Origin of the sequence: Alloalcanivorax xenomutans, assembly GCF_032810065.1 — a bacterium.
In the GTDB taxonomy this organism is placed as follows: domain Bacteria; phylum Pseudomonadota; class Gammaproteobacteria; order Pseudomonadales; family Alcanivoracaceae; genus Alloalcanivorax; species Alloalcanivorax xenomutans.
The window spans coordinates 3,248,324-3,266,885 of record NZ_CP136538.1 but is presented as its reverse complement, the minus strand read 5'-3'; the positions used below and the strand labels follow the sequence as shown (position 1 = coordinate 3,266,885).

13 protein-coding genes and 1 tRNA gene are annotated in these 18,562 nt (G+C 62.6%); 8 read left to right on the top strand and 6 right to left on the bottom strand.

The window, feature by feature from the left end; translation table 11 throughout:
• Positions 1 to 52 precede the first annotated feature (52 nt).
• Complete coding sequence (locus RYH70_RS14960) at positions 53 to 2,653, top strand: DUF6351 family protein (RefSeq protein ID WP_063139958.1); 2,601 nt, start codon at positions 53 to 55, stop codon at positions 2,651 to 2,653.
• 46 nt (positions 2,654 to 2,699) lie between these two features.
• On the opposite strand, the gene RYH70_RS14955 is transcribed toward RYH70_RS14960, so the two are convergent.
• From RYH70_RS14955 to RYH70_RS14945, 3 genes are all read right to left on the bottom strand, one after another.
• A complete protein-coding gene (locus RYH70_RS14955) occupies positions 2,700 to 5,138 on the bottom strand; it encodes a membrane-bound PQQ-dependent dehydrogenase, glucose/quinate/shikimate family (protein WP_022995612.1) in 2,439 nt (812 codons plus the stop codon).
• Positions 5,139 to 5,301: 163 nt separating this feature from the next.
• Positions 5,302 to 7,104, bottom strand: coding sequence for a beta-ketoacyl synthase (locus RYH70_RS14950; protein WP_022995611.1), 1,803 nt, complete (start codon positions 7,102 to 7,104; stop codon positions 5,302 to 5,304).
• A 203-nt stretch (positions 7,105 to 7,307) separates the two neighbouring features.
• Positions 7,308 to 8,489, bottom strand: a complete 1,182-nt coding sequence (locus tag RYH70_RS14945) for an acetyl-CoA C-acyltransferase (protein WP_026948678.1) — start codon at positions 8,487 to 8,489, stop codon at positions 7,308 to 7,310.
• Positions 8,490 to 8,781: 292 nt separating this feature from the next.
• Here RYH70_RS14945 and RYH70_RS14940 point away from each other — a divergent pair, with 292 nt between their 5' ends.
• From RYH70_RS14940 to RYH70_RS14930, 3 genes are all read left to right on the top strand, one after another.
• Positions 8,782 to 9,369 carry a superoxide dismutase gene (locus tag RYH70_RS14940; protein ID WP_022995609.1) on the top strand — a complete coding sequence of 196 codons (588 nt, stop codon included), beginning with the start codon at positions 8,782 to 8,784 and terminating at the stop codon, positions 9,367 to 9,369.
• Between the two features lie 225 nt (positions 9,370 to 9,594).
• Positions 9,595 to 10,464 carry a hypothetical protein gene (locus tag RYH70_RS14935; protein ID WP_022995608.1) on the top strand — a complete coding sequence of 290 codons (870 nt, stop codon included), beginning with the start codon at positions 9,595 to 9,597 and terminating at the stop codon, positions 10,462 to 10,464.
• A 63-nt stretch (positions 10,465 to 10,527) separates the two neighbouring features.
• Positions 10,528 to 10,612, top strand: a tRNA-Leu gene (locus RYH70_RS14930).
• A gap of 75 nt (positions 10,613 to 10,687) precedes the next feature.
• On the opposite strand, the gene RYH70_RS14925 is transcribed toward RYH70_RS14930, so the two are convergent.
• Entirely contained in the window at positions 10,688 to 11,275 is a 588-nt protein-coding gene (locus RYH70_RS14925; protein ID WP_317009345.1) for a TetR/AcrR family transcriptional regulator, read from the bottom strand.
• 89 nt (positions 11,276 to 11,364) lie between these two features.
• Between RYH70_RS14925 and RYH70_RS14920 the strand changes: the two genes are divergently transcribed.
• The 3 genes from RYH70_RS14920 to RYH70_RS14910 all read left to right on the top strand — a co-directional run bounded on the left by RYH70_RS14920 (position 11,365) and on the right by RYH70_RS14910 (position 15,801).
• Positions 11,365 to 12,210: a MipA/OmpV family protein gene (locus tag RYH70_RS14920; protein ID WP_316308730.1), complete on the top strand. Its 846-nt coding sequence runs from the start codon at positions 11,365 to 11,367 to the stop codon at positions 12,208 to 12,210.
• A gap of 213 nt (positions 12,211 to 12,423) precedes the next feature.
• Positions 12,424 to 14,031 carry an FAD-dependent oxidoreductase gene (locus tag RYH70_RS14915; RefSeq protein WP_063139987.1) on the top strand — a complete coding sequence of 536 codons (1,608 nt, stop codon included), beginning with the start codon at positions 12,424 to 12,426 and terminating at the stop codon, positions 14,029 to 14,031.
• Between the two features lie 39 nt (positions 14,032 to 14,070).
• Complete coding sequence (locus tag RYH70_RS14910) at positions 14,071 to 15,801, top strand: thiamine pyrophosphate-binding protein (protein ID WP_063139988.1); 1,731 nt, start codon at positions 14,071 to 14,073, stop codon at positions 15,799 to 15,801.
• Here RYH70_RS14910 and RYH70_RS14905 read toward each other — a convergent pair.
• Together RYH70_RS14905 and RYH70_RS14900 are read right to left on the bottom strand one after the other, a co-directional pair.
• A complete protein-coding gene (locus RYH70_RS14905; RefSeq protein WP_317009344.1) occupies positions 15,796 to 16,590 on the bottom strand; it encodes an alpha/beta fold hydrolase in 795 nt (264 codons plus the stop codon). The two genes, RYH70_RS14910 and RYH70_RS14905, sit on opposite strands and share 6 nt — an antisense overlap.
• Positions 16,591 to 16,700: 110 nt before the next feature.
• The gene (locus RYH70_RS14900) at positions 16,701 to 17,621 is read right to left on the bottom strand and encodes a LysR family transcriptional regulator (protein WP_233917097.1); all 921 of its coding nucleotides are present in this window, start codon (positions 17,619 to 17,621) and stop codon (positions 16,701 to 16,703) included.
• Between the two features lie 92 nt (positions 17,622 to 17,713).
• Between RYH70_RS14900 and RYH70_RS14895 the strand changes: the two genes are divergently transcribed.
• Entirely contained in the window at positions 17,714 to 18,508 is a 795-nt protein-coding gene (locus RYH70_RS14895) for an NAD(P)H-dependent oxidoreductase (RefSeq protein WP_317009343.1), read from the top strand.
• Positions 18,509 to 18,562: the final 54 nt, after the last annotated feature.

Here is an 18,562-nt window from a genome sequence, read left to right as displayed (position 1 = left end):
TAACAATCGGGAAAGGCCCGGCACCGGCCGGGACTGAAAACGGAGAATAATAATGAAACGGCTGTCTTCGATCGGACTTTATGGTCTGTGTTTGCTCCTGGCCGCGTGTGGCGGTTCGGGGTCCTCGTCTTCCGGTGATCCCGCCCCTTCCCCCAATCCCGATGGGCCGGATGAGCCGGGGGAAACAGTGTGGGCGGACGGTGAGATCCAGGTGCTGTCCAACCGCGCCGATCTGATCAGCGGCGGTGACGCTCTGATCAACATCGTGGTGGATGATCCCGCCTTGCTGGAGGGCGCCCGCGTCACCGTGGGCAAGCGGGATGCCGGCGCCGGCCTTCATCGCACCGGCGATACCCTGGGCGGTTTGATTGGCGGCCTGACGGAAGGCGAGAACACCGTCACCGTGACACTGGCGGACGGCTCGCTGTTGCAGCGCACTCTGATCAACCACCCGATCGGCGGGCCGGTGTTCTCCGGTCCGCAAATCCAGCCCTGGACCTGTACCAATGCCGCCGCCGAGGACGCCTTTTGCAACCAGCCGGTGGAATACCGCTTCAAATATGTGCCGGCGGACCGCCTGCAAGCGCTGATCACCGGCTTCGATCCGATGAACCCGGGACTGCCCGGTGCTTTCCAGGATTATGACCCGGACAACCCGCCGCCGGCGGACCAGATCGCCAGTGTCACCACTGATCAGGGCGTGGAGGTACCGTTCATCGTTCGCGTGGAAACCGGCGTGATCAACCGTGACCGCTACCAGATCATGGCGCTGTACCAGCCGGATCAATCCTGGAGCGCGCTGGCACCGCAGCCGCAATGGAACGGCAAATTGTTGATTCATCACGGCGGCAACGTGGGCGTCAGTTATGGCCCCGGCGAACCGCCCAACGGCGACATTGCCGGTACCGCGCCGGAAGGGGCGGAGATGCTGTTGGGCGACAGCATTTCCGTGGCGCTGGGGCGCGGCTTCATCACTCTGTCCACGGCTCAGGCCAACCTCGGGCACAACGTCAATCTGGTCACCGCCGCCGAATCGCTGATGATGGCCAAGGAGCGCATCGTCGAGCAGTATGGACCGCTGCGTTACACCATCGGCACCGGGTGTTCCGGCGGTGCCATCGCCCAGCAACACATCGCCAATGCCTATCCGGGTATTTATCAGGGGCTGATCGTGCAGTGCTCCTACCCGGACGTGTGGACCACCGCCACCCAGTTCGCCGATTACCATTTGCTCAGCCGCTATTTTGGCAACCAGTTGCCGGAAAACCCCACCGACCTGCTGTCGGTGATCACCTCGCTGTTGACCTCGGGGACGATTCCGGCGCTGCAGTGGTCGGCGTTCTACGGGCATTTGCCGGTCAATCCGGTGGTCTCCGATCTGGCGTTCTTCCCCTCGGCGTACCCCACCCAGGACCAGTGCCCGGGGCTGGCGGACGGCGTGCCGGTGTACCACCCGGAAGATCGGCCGGACGGGCTGCGCTGCGGCCTGATCGACTATATGGTGAATCAGTTCGGCACCCGGCCGCCGTCGGTGTGGAGCGCCAACGAACAGGCGCTCGGCCGGGGATTCGCCGGTATTCCGCTGGATAACGTGGGCGTGCAATACGGTCTGGAAGCACTGCGCGATGGCACCATCACGCCACAGCAATTTCTCACCGTGAATCGGGAGATCGGCGGCTTCGACGTGGACATTCGTCATCGACCGGAGCGTACCGTCGCCGACCCGGAAGCGCTGCGTAATGCCTACCGTACCGGCGCCATCAACACCGCCGAGCATCTCGCCAATGTGCCGATCATCGATCTGCGCGGCCCGGATCCGGGGCTGGCCCACGACGCCTACCATTCCTGGCAGATGCGCGAACGACTGATACGAACCCAGGGCCATGCCGACAATCATGTGATCTGGTTCGGCGCCTTTCCGTTGGCCGGCGACACTGTTTACACCACCGAGGCGTTGCTGGTGATGGACCGCTGGTTGTCCGATATCGAGGCCGATTCGGAGCCCGGAGCCATCGAGGAAAAAGTGGTGGCGCGCAAGCCGATTCAGGCACGTGACCGCTGCCTGTCGGTGTCATCGCTGTTGGGCGCCGATGGCCCCATCGTGCCGTTCACCGGTAATTTGTTGTATCCGGATCCATTGATTCCAGGGCTGGATTTGTCCCTGTTGCCACCGCCGCCGCCGGAACTGGGGGTGGTGGTGGATGCGGTCACCGCCCAGGTGTGCGGTCTGGATCTGAGCGCGCTGGGGCTGCCGGGCATCGTCGGTGATCTGCTGTCGCCGATCACCGATATTATCGCCGGGTTGCAGCAAACCGTGGTGCAGACCCGCTTCGGCACGCCGCGCACCGTGGCTGGTGATGACATCACCACCCTGGTCAATAAATGCCAGTTGAAACCGGTGGACCCGGCGGATTATCCGTCCGGGCTGTTGTCCGGGATTCCCGATCCGGACGCCTTCGCCGCGCAGGTAGCGGAAATTTTCCCGGACGGAGTTTGTGATTACAGTCTGCCGGGAGTAGGGCGGGTGCCCACCGAAACCTGGTTGCAATACGGCACCGCGGAGCAGGTGATCACCGGCGGGGCGCCGCTCACCGGCGATGCCGGCGGCTCCCGTCAGGGATGGGCGTCACCGGCATTCGGGGTGGGATTATAGATTCGCACGGGAGAGCCCCCGGCCCGGGGGCTCCCGATCCCCGGGGTCAGTCGGATTTTGGCAGGGCGTAGGTGATGACGTAGTCGCCGCTCGGTGTTTCCATGAAATGATGGCCGGTGGCGACGATCATCAGATATTGCCGCCCGTCCGCTTCGTACACCAAGGGCGTGGCCTGGCCGCCGGCGGGCAGGGCATCCTGCCAGATGGTTTCACCAGTGGTGATGTCGATGGCTCGGATCAGATCGTCGGTGGCGGCGGCGATGAAGATCAGACCCCCGGCGGTGACCACCGGTCCCCCGTTGTTGGGCGTACCGATGGTGAACGGCAAACCGCTGCGAATGCCCCAGGGGCCGTTGGCGCGGGCGGTACCGAACGGGCGGTCCCACAAGGTTTCGCCGGTGGTCACGTCGATGGCGCGGATACCGCCGTAGGGCGGCTGTTTGCACAACAGTCCGGTCCACGGCACACGCCAGCCCGCGTTCACGTCAATCGCATAGGGCGTGCCCGCTTGCGGGTCGCCGGCGCCCTCGGCGTCGCCATGGTCCTTGGCGTCGCCCTCGCCGCGTGGCAGCCAGCCGTATTGATTGGCCAGCTCCCGTGGCACCAGCCGATTGTAATTGGGGGTGATGTTGTAGTTGGCGATCATCACGCCGCGGGACGGGTCCAGCGCCACGCTGCCCCAGTCGGAGCCGCCGTTGTAGCCGGTGAACTCGATCCATGGCCGGTCCGCGTTGGGCGGCGTGTACATGCCCCTGTAGTCGGCTTTGTGGAACTGCACCCGGCAATACATCTGGTCGAACGGCGTCATCCCCCACATGTCATGCACGGTGAGGTCGGGCTGTTTCAGGCTGTGCCAGGTGGAGAAAGGCTGAGTCGCGCTGCGTTGCTCCGGTTCGGCGCCGCCCTGGGGCACCGGCCTTTCCTCGATACCGGTGAGCGCTTCGCCGGTGCGCCGGTCGAACACATAGAATTCGCCTTGCTTGGTCGGTAGCAGAATCGCTGGCACCGGTCCCTTGCTGGTGGGGAAATCCAGCAACGAGGGTTGCGAACCCAGGTCATAATCCCAGACGTCCTTGTGCGCGACCTGAAAGTGCCAGGCTGGTTTACCGGTGCTGGCGTCCAGCGCCACCAGCGACGCCGCCCATTTGTTTTCCGCTTCGCTGCGCGGTGTGCTCCAGTAATCGGCGGCGGAGTTGGCCATCGGCAGGTACACCATACCCAGAGCATTGTCGCCCACCGCCGTGGTCCACATATTCGGCGAGCCACGGGTGTAGATCCGGTCGCCGCTGAGGGGCTCGCTTTGCTCCGGCCGGCCGGCGTCCCAGGCCCATTTCAGTTCGCCGGTGAGAGCATCGAATCCCTTGATCACGCCGGACGGCGCATCCCGTTTCTGGCCATCCAGTACCTGGTGCCCGGTGATCACCACATCCCGTACGATCACTGGCGCTGAATTGATCGAGACATAGCCGGGCGGGGTATCGCCCATGTTTTCCTTGATATCCACCTGGCCGCCGTTACCGAAATCCTGGCAGGGTTCGCCGGTGGCGGCGTCCACGGCGACGATGCGACCGTCCAGGGTGCCGGAAAAAATACGGCGGGCGCAGGCCGGGCCACTGCCGTCTCCGGCGCCGCCGGGCAGTGTCGCCAGACGTTCTTCCGGTACCTGATAGTAGGTCACTCCGCGGCAGGCGGCGGTATAGGGAATGGCGTCCTCGGATACTTCGGGGTCGTAGCGCCAGTTTTCCCGGCCATCGGCGGCGTTCAGGGAAATAATGATGTTGCGGGAGGTACACAAAAAGACGTCGTCGCCGACTTTGAGCGGTGTGGTCTCCGCGCCCCAGCGCCGGTCCAGCAGATCGCCGGTACGATAGACCCAGGCCCGTTCCAGGCCGGCGACGTTGTCGGTGGTGATTTGATCCAGCGATGAGTAGCGTTGCGCGCTATTGCCGCCGCCGTAGGCGGGCCAGTCGCCGGGGTGCGGATTGTCCGCCGGTTGCGCGTCGCCCACCGCGGTGGCCAGTCGGGCACTGTCCGGTCCGGGGACCGGCTTGGGGTTGACCGCGCCGAACGGCACGAACGCCAGCCCGAGGCCGACCACCATCAGCACCACCAGCGCCCCCGCGACAGAATAAGAAGCACCGGGGGCAAAGCCGTTACGCAACCTGGGAGCAGCCAGGGCCACCGCCACACCGAGCCCGATCACCACGTCCATGCGCGGAATCCAGCCCCAGTAGTTGCCGCCGGCTTCCCACAGCGTCCACAGCAGGGTGCCAATGAACACCAGAACGTAAATGCCGACGCCGGCCCGGCGCCCGGTGATCAGCAACAAACCGGAGACGATCATGGCGAGGCCGGCCAGCAGGTAATACCAGGTGCCACCCACCGACACCAGCCAACCGCCCTCGATGGTGAAGGCAACACCGAACAGGGCGACGACGGCGCCGATCAGGAAGAGCAGAATATCGCGGGAACGTGAGGCGGCCATGGAGAACTCCTTCTCTGCTTATTGTGAGGGAACATCCGTGCACCCCACGGTAACGCAGCGAAGCAGGCCCTCGCCCATTTTGCGGACCGGGTTCCGCAGATTTTACCAAACTTTAGAATTGAGCCCGCCGGAGGGTCCGGCGGGCGGGAGCGATCTGCTGTCCTTAGCGGTAGTCGTCGAAGCCCGGGTCGTCGCGGAAGGTCAGCGCCTGATCCCAGCCGGGCAGACGGATGGACTGGTCGGTGATGCTCAGGTCGTCGCCACTGAGGACGCCGTCGTTGAAGTAGTAATCCGGCGCGGTTTCGCCAGCCAGGGCTCGTCGTTCGTAGTCGGCGGCGGCTTCGCGGGTGTCGGCCACCCGGTCCCGCCAACTGTCCAGCGTGCTTTGGCCATGGCGGCGGCGCAGCAGGTCCAGGGTGGCGTCCGGGGACAACATCACGGCGGTGGCGTTGTTACCGCCGAACCCTTTCGAGTTGAGCAGCGCCGCCGAGGGCCGCATCTCCCGGTGCTCGCGGGAGAACGACAGATTGCTGTCATGCAGATCGGCGGCGAAATGGTCCACCGTGGCGATCCCCGGCAGTAAGCCATCCTGGAAAGTCCCCGCCGCGGAAGCCAGTTGATCACCACCGGCGCTGCCCAGGGAATGGCCCACGTAGGCTTTGATCGCGGCCACCGGCCAGTCGCTGATGTGGAAGGCCTTGGCGACTTCGTTGAGGACGTGGGATTCGGTGACCCGGTTCTGCGGCGTGCCGGTGCCATGGGCGTGCACCACACTGTTGTTGCGCAGGGCATCCTCGCCCAGCAGTTGACGGACCAGGGAAGCGGCGCGGCCGAGGGTCAGGTAATTGCCGATGCCCGGCGAGGAAATGGATTTCTTGGCGCCATCGGCGTGGACGAAGACGTCCGGTACCGACGCCAGAATGTCCGCGCCCAACTCCAGCGCCAGGCTGTCGTCCATCACCACCGCGAACTGGGCGGACTCCGCCATGGTGAAACCGCAGTTGTCCGAGAACGGCCGGCAGGCGCGGCGCAGGTCGGCCTGTTTGGTGCCGTCCAGGGCCGCCAGGGCTTCATCCTCGGCGAGCGCGCCCATGGCACGGTAGCCTTCCAGCACTTCCGGTACCAGCGGCGCTTCACTGGTGCCCACCACCACCAGCCGGGCACGGCCGTTGCGGATCGCGTGCACGGCTCTTTCCAGGTTGTAGAGGAAAGTGGCACAGGCGCCGAGCATGCCACCGGTACCACCAGGGCTGCGCAGCACATAGGCGTTGATGAAATCGGCGGTCATCTCGCCGAGGCCCAGCGGGCATTGTTTGGAGGTGGTGCGTTGGCCCAGCGACGGGGCGCGCATCATGCCGCCGAGACCATGGTCGTCCAGTTGCGCCATGGCATTGGAGGCGAACACCGCGACCTCGTCCGGTGCCAGCCGGCCACGCAACTGATCCCAGGGAATACCGAGCATGCCAAAGGCGTCACTGACACCGTAAATGGCCATCTGCAAGGCACGGGGGTGGTTGCGTGAAGCGTACAGAGTGGCGGGATCGAAACCGCTGGGCAGTTGGCCGGCGGCGCTGACTCGCCGGGTGATGGCCGCCGGCGCGCGCAGTTCGGCCCCGGCGGGCACGGTGACCCGGCTGCGATGCCGGTTCAGCTCGGTGACTTGCCAGCCCTCCGGCAAGGGGTGGGGCAGATCAAGGTTGCGCATCTCCAGAGTCACCGGCGCGTCGCTATGGCCGTTGCTCGCCATGGTGATGCGCACCGCTTCCGGCAGTTCACGGATCAAGGTGGCGTTCAGCAGTTGCTGGCGGTCGCTCAGGCCGGTGAGCGCGGACAGGCTGTCCAGAGTCTGTTGTTGTCGGTGGGCATCCAGCGCTTCGAACACCATGCGGCGGAAGCCGTGGTGCATGGAGGTACGGCCGGCGGCGTTGATGCCGCCCACGGCGGTAATGACGGGCAGGGCGGACATGGTACTCCCTAGAATGATGACTAATCGGTCAATTCTAGGCCCCAGGATAGCGTTTGCGTATCAATGCCGACGCCGGAGTTGCAACGGGATATTACCGCTGGCACATCCGCACGCTGATCACCTTCTCATCAAGGGTGCCACGGAGCCGCTGTAGGAGCTCCGTGGCCCGGTGTGTGGGGCGCTGCCTGACGACGCGGCGTTTTTTACAGCAGCTCGATGGCCACCGCGGTGGCTTCGCCGCCGCCGATACACAGGCTGGCCACGCCGCGTTTGCCGCCGGTGCGTTTGAGTGCATGAATCAGCGTCAGGATGATGCGCGAGCCGGTGGAACCGATCGGGTGGCCCAGGGCACAGGCGCCGCCGTGGATGTTCAGCTTGTCGTGGGGGATGCCCAGATCGATCATCGGCAGCATCGCCACCATGGCGAAGGCTTCGTTGATCTCGAACAGATCCACGTCGTCCACGCTCCAGCCCACCTTCTTCAGCAGTTTCTCGGTGGCGCCGATGGGGGCCACGGTGAATTCGCTGGGGTGGCGGCTGTTGGTGGCATGGCCGAGAATGCGTGCCATGGGCTGCAGACCCCGTTCGGTGGCCACCGATTCCCGTGCCAGCACCAGCGCGGAAGCGCCGTCGGAAATGGAACTGGCGTTGGCGGCGGTGACGGTGCCGTCCTTCTTGAACGCCGGTTTCAGATTCGGAATCTTGTCGATGTTGGCGTTGCCCGGCTGCTCATCGGTATCCACCACCACTTCGCCCTTACGGGTGGTCACGGTGACCGGCACGATCTCATCCTTGAACCAGCCCTGCTCGATGGCGGTCTGGGCGCGTTTCAGTGATTCGATGGCGAAAGCGTCCATTTGCTCGCGGGTGATGCCACGCTGGTCCGCCACTTCCTGCGCGAAAGAGCCCATCAGACGGCCGGTCTCGGCGTCTTCCAGACCGTCCAGGAACATGTGGTCATGGATCTGGCCATGGCCCATGCGCAGGCCGGAACGGGCCTTGTCCAGCACATAGGGGGCGTTGGTCATGGACTCCATGCCGCCGGTGACGACGATGTCATGGCTGCCCGCCTTGATCATGTCGTGACCGAACATGGTGGCGCGCATGCCGGAACCGCACAGCTTGTTGACGGTGGTGGCGCCGGTGCTGTCCGGCAGACCGGCCTGGCGCATGGCCTGGCGCGCCGGGCCCTGCTTGAGACCGGCCGGCAGCACGCAACCCATCACCACGTCCTCGATATCGGTGGCCTTGAGGCCGGCGCGGGCCACCGCTTCACGGATGGCGGCGGCGCCCAGAGTGGGCGCGGTCACCGGCGCCAGGCTGCCTTGGAAGCCGCCCATGGGAGTACGGGCGCCGTTAACGATGACAACGGAGTCTTGGGACATGATTTTTCCTCGATCATGGTGGCCGTCCACCGCTCCATGGCGGTCAGCCAAGATGTAAAAACCGCCATCATTGTACTTGAGATGGGCCGGATCGTCCCCAAGTGTCAGAGACACCGACGCGGATGACACAGCCGCACCCAATCGACACGATAGTGCCGGTCTATGTGGTTCCCCGAAAAGCCGCTTGCTATGATGCTCCGGGCCACGGGTGGGAGCGCAACTTCCGCCTGCGGGTGGCTGCGATCATCCGCTTCAATGGCAACACGTCAGATAACAGTCAGGGGAAATGACTATGGCTTTTGAACTTCCGCCGCTTCCGTACGAGAAGAACGCCCTGGAACCGCACATCTCCCAGGAAACCCTCGAATATCATCACGGCAAGCACCACAACGCCTACGTCACCAAGCTCAACGAGTTGACCAAAGGCACGGACGACGAGAACAAGTCCCTGGAGGAGATCATCCAGTCCGCCAAAGGGGGGTTGTTCAACCAGGCGGCGCAGGTATGGAACCATACCTTCTATTGGAACAGCCTGAGCCCCAACGGCGGTGGCGCGCCCACCGGTGATCTGGCCGATGCGATCAACAAAGCCTTTGGTTCCTTCGACAAGTTCAAGGAAGAGTTCAACGCCAAGGCGGCTGGTAACTTCGGCTCCGGCTGGACCTGGCTGGTGAAAAACAGCGACGGCAGCCTGGAAATCGTCAACACCGATGACGCCGACACCCCGATCGCTCACGGCAAGGGCCAGACCCCGCTGCTGACCGTGGACGTGTGGGAGCACGCTTACTACATCGATTACCGCAATGCCCGTCCCAAGTATCTGGAAACCATCTGGAACCTGATCAACTGGGACTTCGCCGCGAAAAACTTCGCCGGTTGATCCAGCCCTGCTGGCGGCGCCATAACGCGCCGCTCCAGGCCACCGCGCCGCCAGACGAGCCTCCGGCCCGTCGTGGCGGCGGCGGTATCCCCTCTCCCCGCCGGCCGTGACGCGATGCCGGACAAGCCTCCCCCGACACGGTAATATGGGCGCCTTGAACGGCGGCCGTTTCCGCCTGTCTGACAGATTCCCGTTCACTTTACTGGTACCACTTCAGGATGCCCTATGACCCAAGAGCGTGACGTCAAGCTGGGTGATATCGACGATCTTTCCCTGGATGATCCGCCCCATTCCAGTCACAACCGGCCGCCGGCCAGGGAGCCGGCCCGCCGTGGCGGGGGAGGGGGCGGTGGCCGACGCGAGCCACCAGCGCGCGCCAAGGGCGGCGGCAGTGGCGGCTGGATCGCCGCCACCTTGGTGCTGGCTGTGCTTCTGGCGGTGGTCGCGGGCTACTTCTACAGCGAAATCTCCCGGCTGCAAGCGCGGATGGAAACGCGGATCAGCGAGTCGTCCGAGCAACTCGGCAATCTGCAGTCCAAGCTGTCCGAGACCGGTGAATCCGCCACCGAGTCCTACAGCAAACTGCAGGCCAACGTCGGCGATCTGAACAAGACGGTGAAGGAGCACGGTTCCGAAATCCGCAAACTGTGGGATCTGAGTAATAAGGGCAATAAGGATGCCATCGCCGCCAACGACGCGGCGATCAAGAAACAGGCCCAAAGCGTCCAATCCACCCAGGCCAGCCTGGCGGAACTGAAAAAAACCGTGGCCGGTTACGATGAGGCCATCCGCAAGGCCGGCGGCCAGGCGGAGGCGGTGCGCAAGCAATTGGACAGCGCGGTGAAATCGGTCAACGACAGCAATGCCCAACTGCGTACCCAGGTCGGTCAGTTGCAAACCCAGGTGGATGTGCTGGTGGACTCGCTGAAACAACTGGAACAGCAGAGCAAGAACCAGCAAACCGCCATCAGCCGCTTGCAGACCCGCACCAGCGGCCAAAGCGACGAGCGCCTCAAGGAAATCGAAGCCGCCATCCAGGCCTTCGATGCCTACCGCATCCAGGTCAACAACCGCCTGGATCAATTGGAGCGCTGATCCCTTATCGGCCCATACAGCCGGCTGGCTTTTGCCCGGCTGGCTGCTACAATGTGCCCGCCCGCGCCAGTGGTGGAATTGGTAGACACGCCAGATTTAGGTTCTGGTGCCGAGAGGTGTGGGGGTTCAAGTCCCTCCTGGCGCACCACTATCCCCTTGATTTATCCCCTTGAGTTTCGAGTGATATCCGCCGGATTTTCGGCAGGTTTATCATTCGTCGCTGTTACGACTCTTCTTGTGGTTTCACCAACGGCAAAAAAATCCTGTCCACCCACGCCGTTCGTAATGCCTCCGGCGGTGGTGAGAAGGTCATCAGGACGTGGTGACGAAACAGCACGCCCAGCAGAGTATCCACCGGAGGAGCAAGGTTTTGCTCCAGGATCTCACCACGCTCCACCGCTCTGTCCAGTAGTGCCCTGAGCGTTTCCTTGCCGCCTGCCAACAGGGCAGTGCGCAGGTCCTGCGGCGTGGAGGAGGTGTCTTGAAAATACTCGCTGGAGAATAAGGTGAAGACGGCGGCGATCCCCTTGGCACGGGTGGATGCCAGCTCCAGGTATTCCAGCAACTCCGTGCGCAGATCGCCACGATCCGCCACGGCCATGGGGTGCTTTGTCATCTGATGCCGGATCGCCGCGATGGCCAGTTCCGCTTTGTCGTTCCAGCGCCGGGCCAGTACCGGTCGGCTGGTGCCGGCCCGATTGGCCACGCCCTCCATGGTTAAACCGCCATATCCGCGTTCGGTCAGTTCCGTCCAGGCTGCTTCCAGCAGCGCGGCCTCGAGATCCGCGCCGCGCCGGCGTCCTTTCATCATATGAATCCTTTATTAAGATGCATGAATGTATCTTGACTTGCCGGGAAGTCAATCAATAGGATGCGTCAACGCATCTTAATTGGCGAGGCATGAAAATGACAAATGGTCATGGGTTGAGACGCATGGGTGAGGCGGGTTTTAGATGCTCGCTGGGTATGGTGATGCTGGGTATCTCGGCGTCGGCGATGGCGGATTCGGATCTGGAAGCGGGGCTGCCGGGTGAATTGGAGCTTGGCACGGCGGATTCGGAACAAGCCCGCTCCCGTCATTTGGCCCTGGGCCTGGGGGTCGCGGGACTGCCCCGATACCAGGGCTCCGATGAATATGAGGCCGAGCCCGTTCCGCTTATTGACGCACGCTATGGCCGCTTCTTCGCCAGAAGCGGCGAGGGCATTGGTATCACCGCCATCGATACCGACGGATTCACGGCGGGCGTCAGCGCTAACTGGATGAGAGGTTACCAGGATGATGATGTGCCCAGGGGAATCGACGAGGTAGACAGTGCTCTGGGGGCACGGCTGTTTGTCTCGACGAGACTTTGGGGTGCGGTGGCTACCCTGGCCGCCACTCGGGCCATTACCGAAGTGGAGCGAGGGTTGCTGGTCAATGCCGTTCTGGCTTATCCCATTCACGCCACGGAACGGTTGATGGTGACCCCGAGCCTGGGCGCGACCTGGGCCAATGAGAAATACATGATCAGTTATTTCGGCATTGATGCCACCGAGTCGGCGGCATCGGGATTGGCCCCGTATCAACCGGAGGACGGTTTCAAGGATGCCTCGCTCCGCATCAGCGCCAGCTATCGGATGACGGAGACAGTCAGCGCCTGGGGAGCCGTTGGGGTAACGCGTCTGCTTGGTGAAGCAGCGGACAGTCCTCTGGTCGAGGACGACACGCATGCCATCGGGCTGCTCGGGTTCGTCTACAGATTCTGAATCACGCCAAGGCGCGCCAGGGCCAGTGCATCTCGTGCATGTCGTGGGTCAGGTTGCAGGGCAAACACCAGGGGCCTTTGTCGTCGTTAATGTGACGTTCCCGTTTGGGGATACATAAAAGAACAATTCCGCGGTTCCCTTGATACGAGTCAAGGCTTCGACGTGTCCCCTGGGCAAGGATCGACGCTCCTTACATATAAAAAGAATCCTGGCATGCCGACGTATTCCTCTGAGGTAGCGGTTATCGGGGCGGGGCTGGCCGGCCTTAGCGCTTGTCTGGAGCTGCTGGATCACGATATCCCGGTGATCCTGCTGGACGGATCACGGGAGCCGCGGTTGGGTGGTCAGGCCCACGATGCTTTTGGTGGCATGTTGCTGGTCGACACTCCCGAGCAGGCCCGGCAGCGCATTCCGGATTCGCCGGAACGGTTGTTCGATGACTGGCTGCGGGCAGCCCGGTTTGGCCCCGGGGATCATTGGGGACGGGCCTGGGCGGAAACCTATGCGCACCAGTGCCGGGGTGAAGTGTACGACTGGCTCAGGCGTCTCGGGGTACGCTTCGTGCCTTCCGTGCAGTGGGTGGAGCGGGGGCTTTATGGCGATGGTAACAGTCTGCCTCGATATCACATTGCCTGGGGTTGTGGGCGCGGCATGGTGGAGACGCTGTTACACCATCTGAATAAACATCCAAACCGTCACAGATTGACCACGGTCACAGGGTGCCGCATCAAAACACTGGATATGGCCGCAGGGCGGGTAGTGGGATGCCTTGGCGACGCTGGCGCCACGGAGATCCGGGTTGCCGCCGAACATGTCCTGGTTTGCACCGGCGGTATCGCCGGAAACCCGGATAAGGTCCGCCAATATTGGGATCCGGCTCTGGGGCCGGTGCCGGACAATATGCTCTCGGGGACTCATCCGGATATTGATGGCGCGCTGCATGAGCAGGTGGCTGCCCTGGGAGGGCAGGTGGTGAACCTGCAGCGCATGTGGAACTACGCTGCCGGGGTCGGCCACCCGGAGCCAGCCTGGCCCGGCCATGGTCTGAGTTTGATCCCGCCCCGTTCCGCTCTGTGGATGGACGGTCACGGGCGTCGCATTGGCCCAATGCCATTGGTGTCCGGTTTCGATACTCGTGAGTTGTGCCGGTGGACCGGGCACTTACCTTATCAATATTCCTGGCAGGTTCTCAATTACCGTATCGCGGTGAAGGAACTGGCAATATCGGGCACCGACACCAATCCCGATTTTCGTGACCGCCGAATAATGAAGGTGTTGTGGAACACCTTGAAAGGCGGTGACCCCTCCCTGGTGGATTGGCTGATCGATCATTGTCCGGATGTGGTGACGGCGGAAACGCCGGAAGCTCTGGCGGTACGCATGGACGAGCGGGTCGGTGAAGCCAGGGTGGATGTCAGTGGCATGGTCAACGACCTCCTTGCCTGGGATGCCGCTCTGGGGCGCCATGCCCGTTGGCACAACGACGATCAGCTCCGGCGCATACGGCAACTGCGCGACTGGACTCCGGATCGCCTGCGGACATGCCGGCGACAGCCGATTCTGGATCGGACGGCGGGTCCGTTGGTGGCGATACGGGAGCGTTTGATCAGCCGCAAAAGCATGGGCGGCATGCTGACCGATCTGCATTCCCGTGTGTTGGACCGGAGTGGAAAGGTGATTCCCGGTCTCTACGCGGCTGGGGAGGCGGCGGGCTTCGGTGGTGGCGGCATCTGTGGTGTGCGTTCACTGGAAGGCACTTTTCTTTCCAGCTGCATTTTGACCGGCCGGCGGGCGGTGCGAGGCATCGCCGGCGGGCTATAAAAAAGGTGAAACCGGAACCAATAATCTCTTGGGGGGATCATGAAAAAAACCGGCGCGGCCTTGGTGCGATTCGCATTGGAACAGTTGGGGATTCGTCATACTTTCGGCATTCCCGGAGTGCACACCACCGAGTTGTATGACCAGTTGCATTCATCGGAACACATCACTCCGATCCTGGTGACCCATGAAGGCGGTGCCGCCTTCATGGCGGACGCGGTGAGCCGCACCGGGGCGGGGATCGGTACTTTGCTGATCGTGCCGGCGGCTGGTGTCACTCATGCCGCCAGTGGCATTGGCGAGGCTGGTATCGATGGTATTCCGATGCTGATTCTGTGCGGCGGTATCCACAGTGAAAGTGATCACCGGTATCAACTCCATGAGATGGATCAGCACGCGCTGTTGACACCTATCACCAAAGCCACCTGGCGCATCCGTTGCCATGAGGATGTTATTCCGACCCTTTATCGGGCTTATGAAACCGCGGTCAGCGGCGAGCCTGGACCGGTGTTCGTGGAAATACCCTATAACATTGGCAATTTCCTCGGTGAGGTGGAGCGGATGCCGGAATGGCGGGGGATGCCGTTGGCGCGATCACCGGAGCGGAAACTGATAGAAACCGCCGCCAGGGAATTGGTGGCGGCGCGTCAGCCGGGGTTTTTCGTGGGATGGGGGGCCATGCAGGCGCGGCAGGCCTTGATCACTCTGGCAGAACATCTGGAGGCGCCGGTGGCGACGACGCTACAGGGGCTGAGCGCCTTCCCTGCTGACCATCCGTTGCATACCGGCATGGGCATGGGGGAATACGCTGTGCCGGCGGCCACCGAGGTGTTCGCGGAAGTGGATTGTCTGCTGGCGGTGGGTACCCGGTTTTCGGAGATTCCTACTGGCAGTTACGGTGTTCGACCGCCACCGGCGTTGATACATGTGGACATCAATCCCGCGGTGTTCAACGCCAACTATCCTGCCCGCCACGTTATTGAAGGGGATGCCGCGACAGTGATGCCAGCATTGCTGGAGGAGGTCATGGCACTCAAGCAGGCACCCGCCAATACCGGGATACATCGGAGAATCGCCGGGCACAAAGCCGCCTATCGGCAGGAATGGCGGAGCCATGACAGTAAGGACAGAGTGAATCCGGTGGTCTTTTTCGATCAACTACGCCGGGCTTTGAAGGACGACGCCATCATCGTCGCCGACGACGGCAACCACACCTTCCTCGCGGCGGAGCTGATGCCGATCATCGGCGCCAGAACCTTTCTGTCACCCAGCGATTTCAATGCCATGGGGTATTGCGTTCCGGCGGTGATCGGTGCCCGCCTCGCCAATCCGGATCGCCAGGTGGTGGGGATCGCCGGTGATGGTGCTTTTGCCATGACGGCAATGGAATTGTTGACGGCGGCACGTGAAGAACTGGGTGTGGTGGTGTTTGTATTCAATGATGGCGAACTGTCCCAGATTGCACAGGCCCAGTATCTGCCTTATCGACGCAAGACCTGTACCGTTCTGGGCAAGGTGGATTACGGTGCCTTGGCGCGGGCCCTGGGAACCGCCTATGTGGAATTGACCGGCAATGGCGAGGTGGCGGATGCCATTGACAGGGCGCTGGAACTGGCCGCGGATGGAAAGGCGGTCGTGGTCAATGTCCATATTGATTACAGCAAGCCCACACGGTTCACCAAAGGGGTGATCAAAACCAATTTGGGGCGGATGGCGCCCAGGGATAAAGTGCATATCGTGGGCCGGGCACTGTGGCGCCGAATTGTGTCATGAAGGGAGCTGCCGGAAGAACGCCTTGATCGCGTCCAGCACTTCCTCCGGTTTTTCCTTGTGTGGTACATGGCCACAGTCCTGCACGATCTTCTTCGTCGCCGGCCCGGCGCACAGGGAGGTGATGCGTTCAGGGTGAATCAGCGAGCCGTACTCATCCTGGTCACCATGGATGGCGAGCACCGGACAACGCACCTGGGGCAGGGCGTCATTGAGCGTCCAGTCCTGGAAAGGCTGGGAAAGCCAGGTGTCGACCCAGGCGCTGAGTACCCATTCCGCTTTGTCGCCGTGATATTTGCGCAGACGATCCATTTGTTCTTTTTCGGCGAAGCCGCGGTCGGCGTCACGAATGCCGGCCAGGGTGACATCCTCGACGAAGGTCTGGGCGGATTCCGTGATCAACGCCTGGCAGCGGTCGGCGAAAGCAGTGGCGCAGAAGGTGGCCATGCCGCCGCCGACGCTGTGTCCGAAGACCACCGTATTCTGCAATTGCAGCGCCTGGCAAAGTTCGGGGAAAGTATCCTGCGCTTCCCGCCGTACGAAGTCGGGCTCCAATGTGCCGGGGTGAGGATCCGATTGGCCGAAGCCAAGCCGGTCATAGGCGATCACCTCCCGCCCGGTGACACCGGCAAGCTGTTGCGGGAAGTCGCGCCATAGTGCGACACAGCCCAGTGAATCATGGAACAGAACTATCGGCGTCGGAGTGGCGATGTTTTTCGGTGTCCAGCGTTTCACGAAAAGGCGCCCCTGGGAGGCGTTGATCCAGGTTTCTTCCACGAAAAGCGAGTGCATGCGGCTTCCTTGATTCAATCGGTGGTGCTCTCTCCGGATGGTCGGGAGCGGCTGGTCAGGGAATGGAGCGGTTGCGGCCATCAGTCGCGGTCATAACAAGGGCCTGTTTTTCATGCCTGCTCCATTCCGGGAATGTCCTTTATCTTCTCAACCAGAAAATCGATCAACAAGCGCACCCGGGCGATGCCGGCGCGTTCCGGCACGATCAGCAGATTGATCGGTACCGGCGGCAACGTATAGTCCGGCAGAATCCGCACAAGCCGCCCCGAGGCCAGCAGGTCATCCACCAGCCAGTGATGGACGGGGCCGAGTCCGCGGCCGGCGGCGAAGGCTTCACGGGCAGCCAGGCCATGATCGACACGCAGGCGTCCGCCGAACGGCACGGCATGTTGGCGGCCATCCGGTCCTTGCAGGGTCAGGGTATCACTGCCCGCCACATTGGTCATGCGCACGCCCTGATGCCGGGACAGGGCCTCGATGGAGGTGGGTGTACCGTGGAGGGCCAGATACTCCGGCGAGGCCACCAGCAGGCGTTGGGAGCGGCCCAGCGGGCGTAGCTTGAGATTACTGTCGTTGAGCGGGCCCAGACGCAGGGCCAGGTCCACGCCTTCGCGGACCAGGTCAATGCGTTCATCGGTGAGATTGAAATCGACATCGATGTCCGGGTAACGATCCTGGAAAGCGAATACCAGCCGGCTGGCTTGCCGCACGCCAAACGCGGCGGAGCAGGACAAGCGGATGGTGCCGGCTTCAGCGCGACGGGCACTGCGAGCTTCCGCCGCCGCCTGATCCAGCAGACGCAGAATCTGCACGCATCGGGTGTAGTAGCGGCGGCCCTCCTCGGTGACGGTGACACGGCGAGTGGTGCGGCTGAGCAGCGGTACTCCCAGTGCTTCCTCCAGTTCCCGCAGGTGACGGGTCACGGTGGATTGCCCTATGCCCAGTTCCCGTGCCACCGCCGACAGACCACCCCTTTCGACGACGCGGACGAAGCTGCGCAAGCGCTCCAGACTGATGTTTGATTTATCCATTTTTCAGCTAAATGTTATGTATTGCCATGGTATACCGGATAAACGCCTTCCTGGCTATGGTTCTTTCTCCAAGCAATCAATGGAGAGGATCCATGAAGGTATTACTGGTGTTCGCCCATCCGGAACCCCGCTCGTTGAATGGCGCCCTGCGTGATGTGGCGGTAAGTGAGTTGCAAGCGTTGGGGCATGAGGTGCGGGTCTCGGATCTGTATGCCCAGGGCTGGAAGTCCCAGGTGGATCGCGCCGATTTCCCGGCGTTGCCGGCGCGGTCGCGGCTGAAAGTGCCCGGCGCCTCCAAGGACGCGTTGGTTGCCGACGGTTTGACCGCGGATGTGGCGATGGAAATTGAGAAACTGCGGTGGGCGGATACCTTGATTCTGCAGTTCCCACTGTGGTGGTTTTCCATGCCGGCGATTTTGAAGGGTTGGGTGGATCGCGTGTTCGCCTATGGTTTCGCCTATGGCGTGGGGGAGCATAGCGATCATCGCTGGGGAGACCGCTATGGCGAGGGCAGCCTGGCGGGGAAAAAAGCGATGCTGATGGTGACTGTTGGTGGTTGGCGGGAGCATTACTCCGCTCGCGGCATCAACGGCCCAATGGAGGATCTGTTGTTCCCGATCCACCACGGCATCCTGTTCTATCCCGGTTATCAGGTTCTGCCGCCGTTCGTGGTGTATCAGGCGGACCGTTTCGGTGAACGGGACTTTGAGAGCGCGGCGCGGCGATTGCGGGAGCGGCTGGGCAATCTGGAAACCATTGCGCCGCTGGCATACCGCCAGCAGAATGCCGGCGATTACACCATCCCCGAGTGCGAATTGCGGCCCGGATTGGAGGGCGCCGGCGACAGCGGATTCGCTCTGCACCTGCGCGATGACGGAAAACGGTAACCTGATCAGGGTGTAATTAGCGTAACCGAACGTGCCGAACGTTATCCTGGACGG

What these genes read in the sequence shown, in the direction of transcription:
- RYH70_RS14960 (WP_063139958.1), top strand. Translation starts at nt 53, where the DNA reads ATGAAACGGCTGTCTTCGATCGGACTTTATGGTCTGTGTTTGCTCCTG.
- RYH70_RS14955 (WP_022995612.1), bottom strand. Translation starts at nt 5,138, where the DNA reads ATGGCCGCCTCACGTTCCCGCGATATTCTGCTCTTCCTGATCGGCGCC.
- RYH70_RS14950 (WP_022995611.1), bottom strand. Translation starts at nt 7,104, where the DNA reads ATGTCCGCCCTGCCCGTCATTACCGCCGTGGGCGGCATCAACGCCGCC.
- RYH70_RS14945 (WP_026948678.1), bottom strand. Translation starts at nt 8,489, where the DNA reads ATGTCCCAAGACTCCGTTGTCATCGTTAACGGCGCCCGTACTCCCATG.
- RYH70_RS14940 (WP_022995609.1), top strand. Translation starts at nt 8,782, where the DNA reads ATGGCTTTTGAACTTCCGCCGCTTCCGTACGAGAAGAACGCCCTGGAA.
- RYH70_RS14935 (WP_022995608.1), top strand. Translation starts at nt 9,595, where the DNA reads ATGACCCAAGAGCGTGACGTCAAGCTGGGTGATATCGACGATCTTTCC.
- RYH70_RS14925 (WP_317009345.1), bottom strand. Translation starts at nt 11,275, where the DNA reads ATGATGAAAGGACGCCGGCGCGGCGCGGATCTCGAGGCCGCGCTGCTG.
- RYH70_RS14920 (WP_316308730.1), top strand. Translation starts at nt 11,365, where the DNA reads ATGAAAATGACAAATGGTCATGGGTTGAGACGCATGGGTGAGGCGGGT.
- RYH70_RS14915 (WP_063139987.1), top strand. Translation starts at nt 12,424, where the DNA reads ATGCCGACGTATTCCTCTGAGGTAGCGGTTATCGGGGCGGGGCTGGCC.
- RYH70_RS14910 (WP_063139988.1), top strand. Translation starts at nt 14,071, where the DNA reads ATGAAAAAAACCGGCGCGGCCTTGGTGCGATTCGCATTGGAACAGTTG.
- RYH70_RS14905 (WP_317009344.1), bottom strand. Translation starts at nt 16,590, where the DNA reads ATGCACTCGCTTTTCGTGGAAGAAACCTGGATCAACGCCTCCCAGGGG.
- RYH70_RS14900 (WP_233917097.1), bottom strand. Translation starts at nt 17,621, where the DNA reads ATGGATAAATCAAACATCAGTCTGGAGCGCTTGCGCAGCTTCGTCCGC.
- RYH70_RS14895 (WP_317009343.1), top strand. Translation starts at nt 17,714, where the DNA reads ATGAAGGTATTACTGGTGTTCGCCCATCCGGAACCCCGCTCGTTGAAT.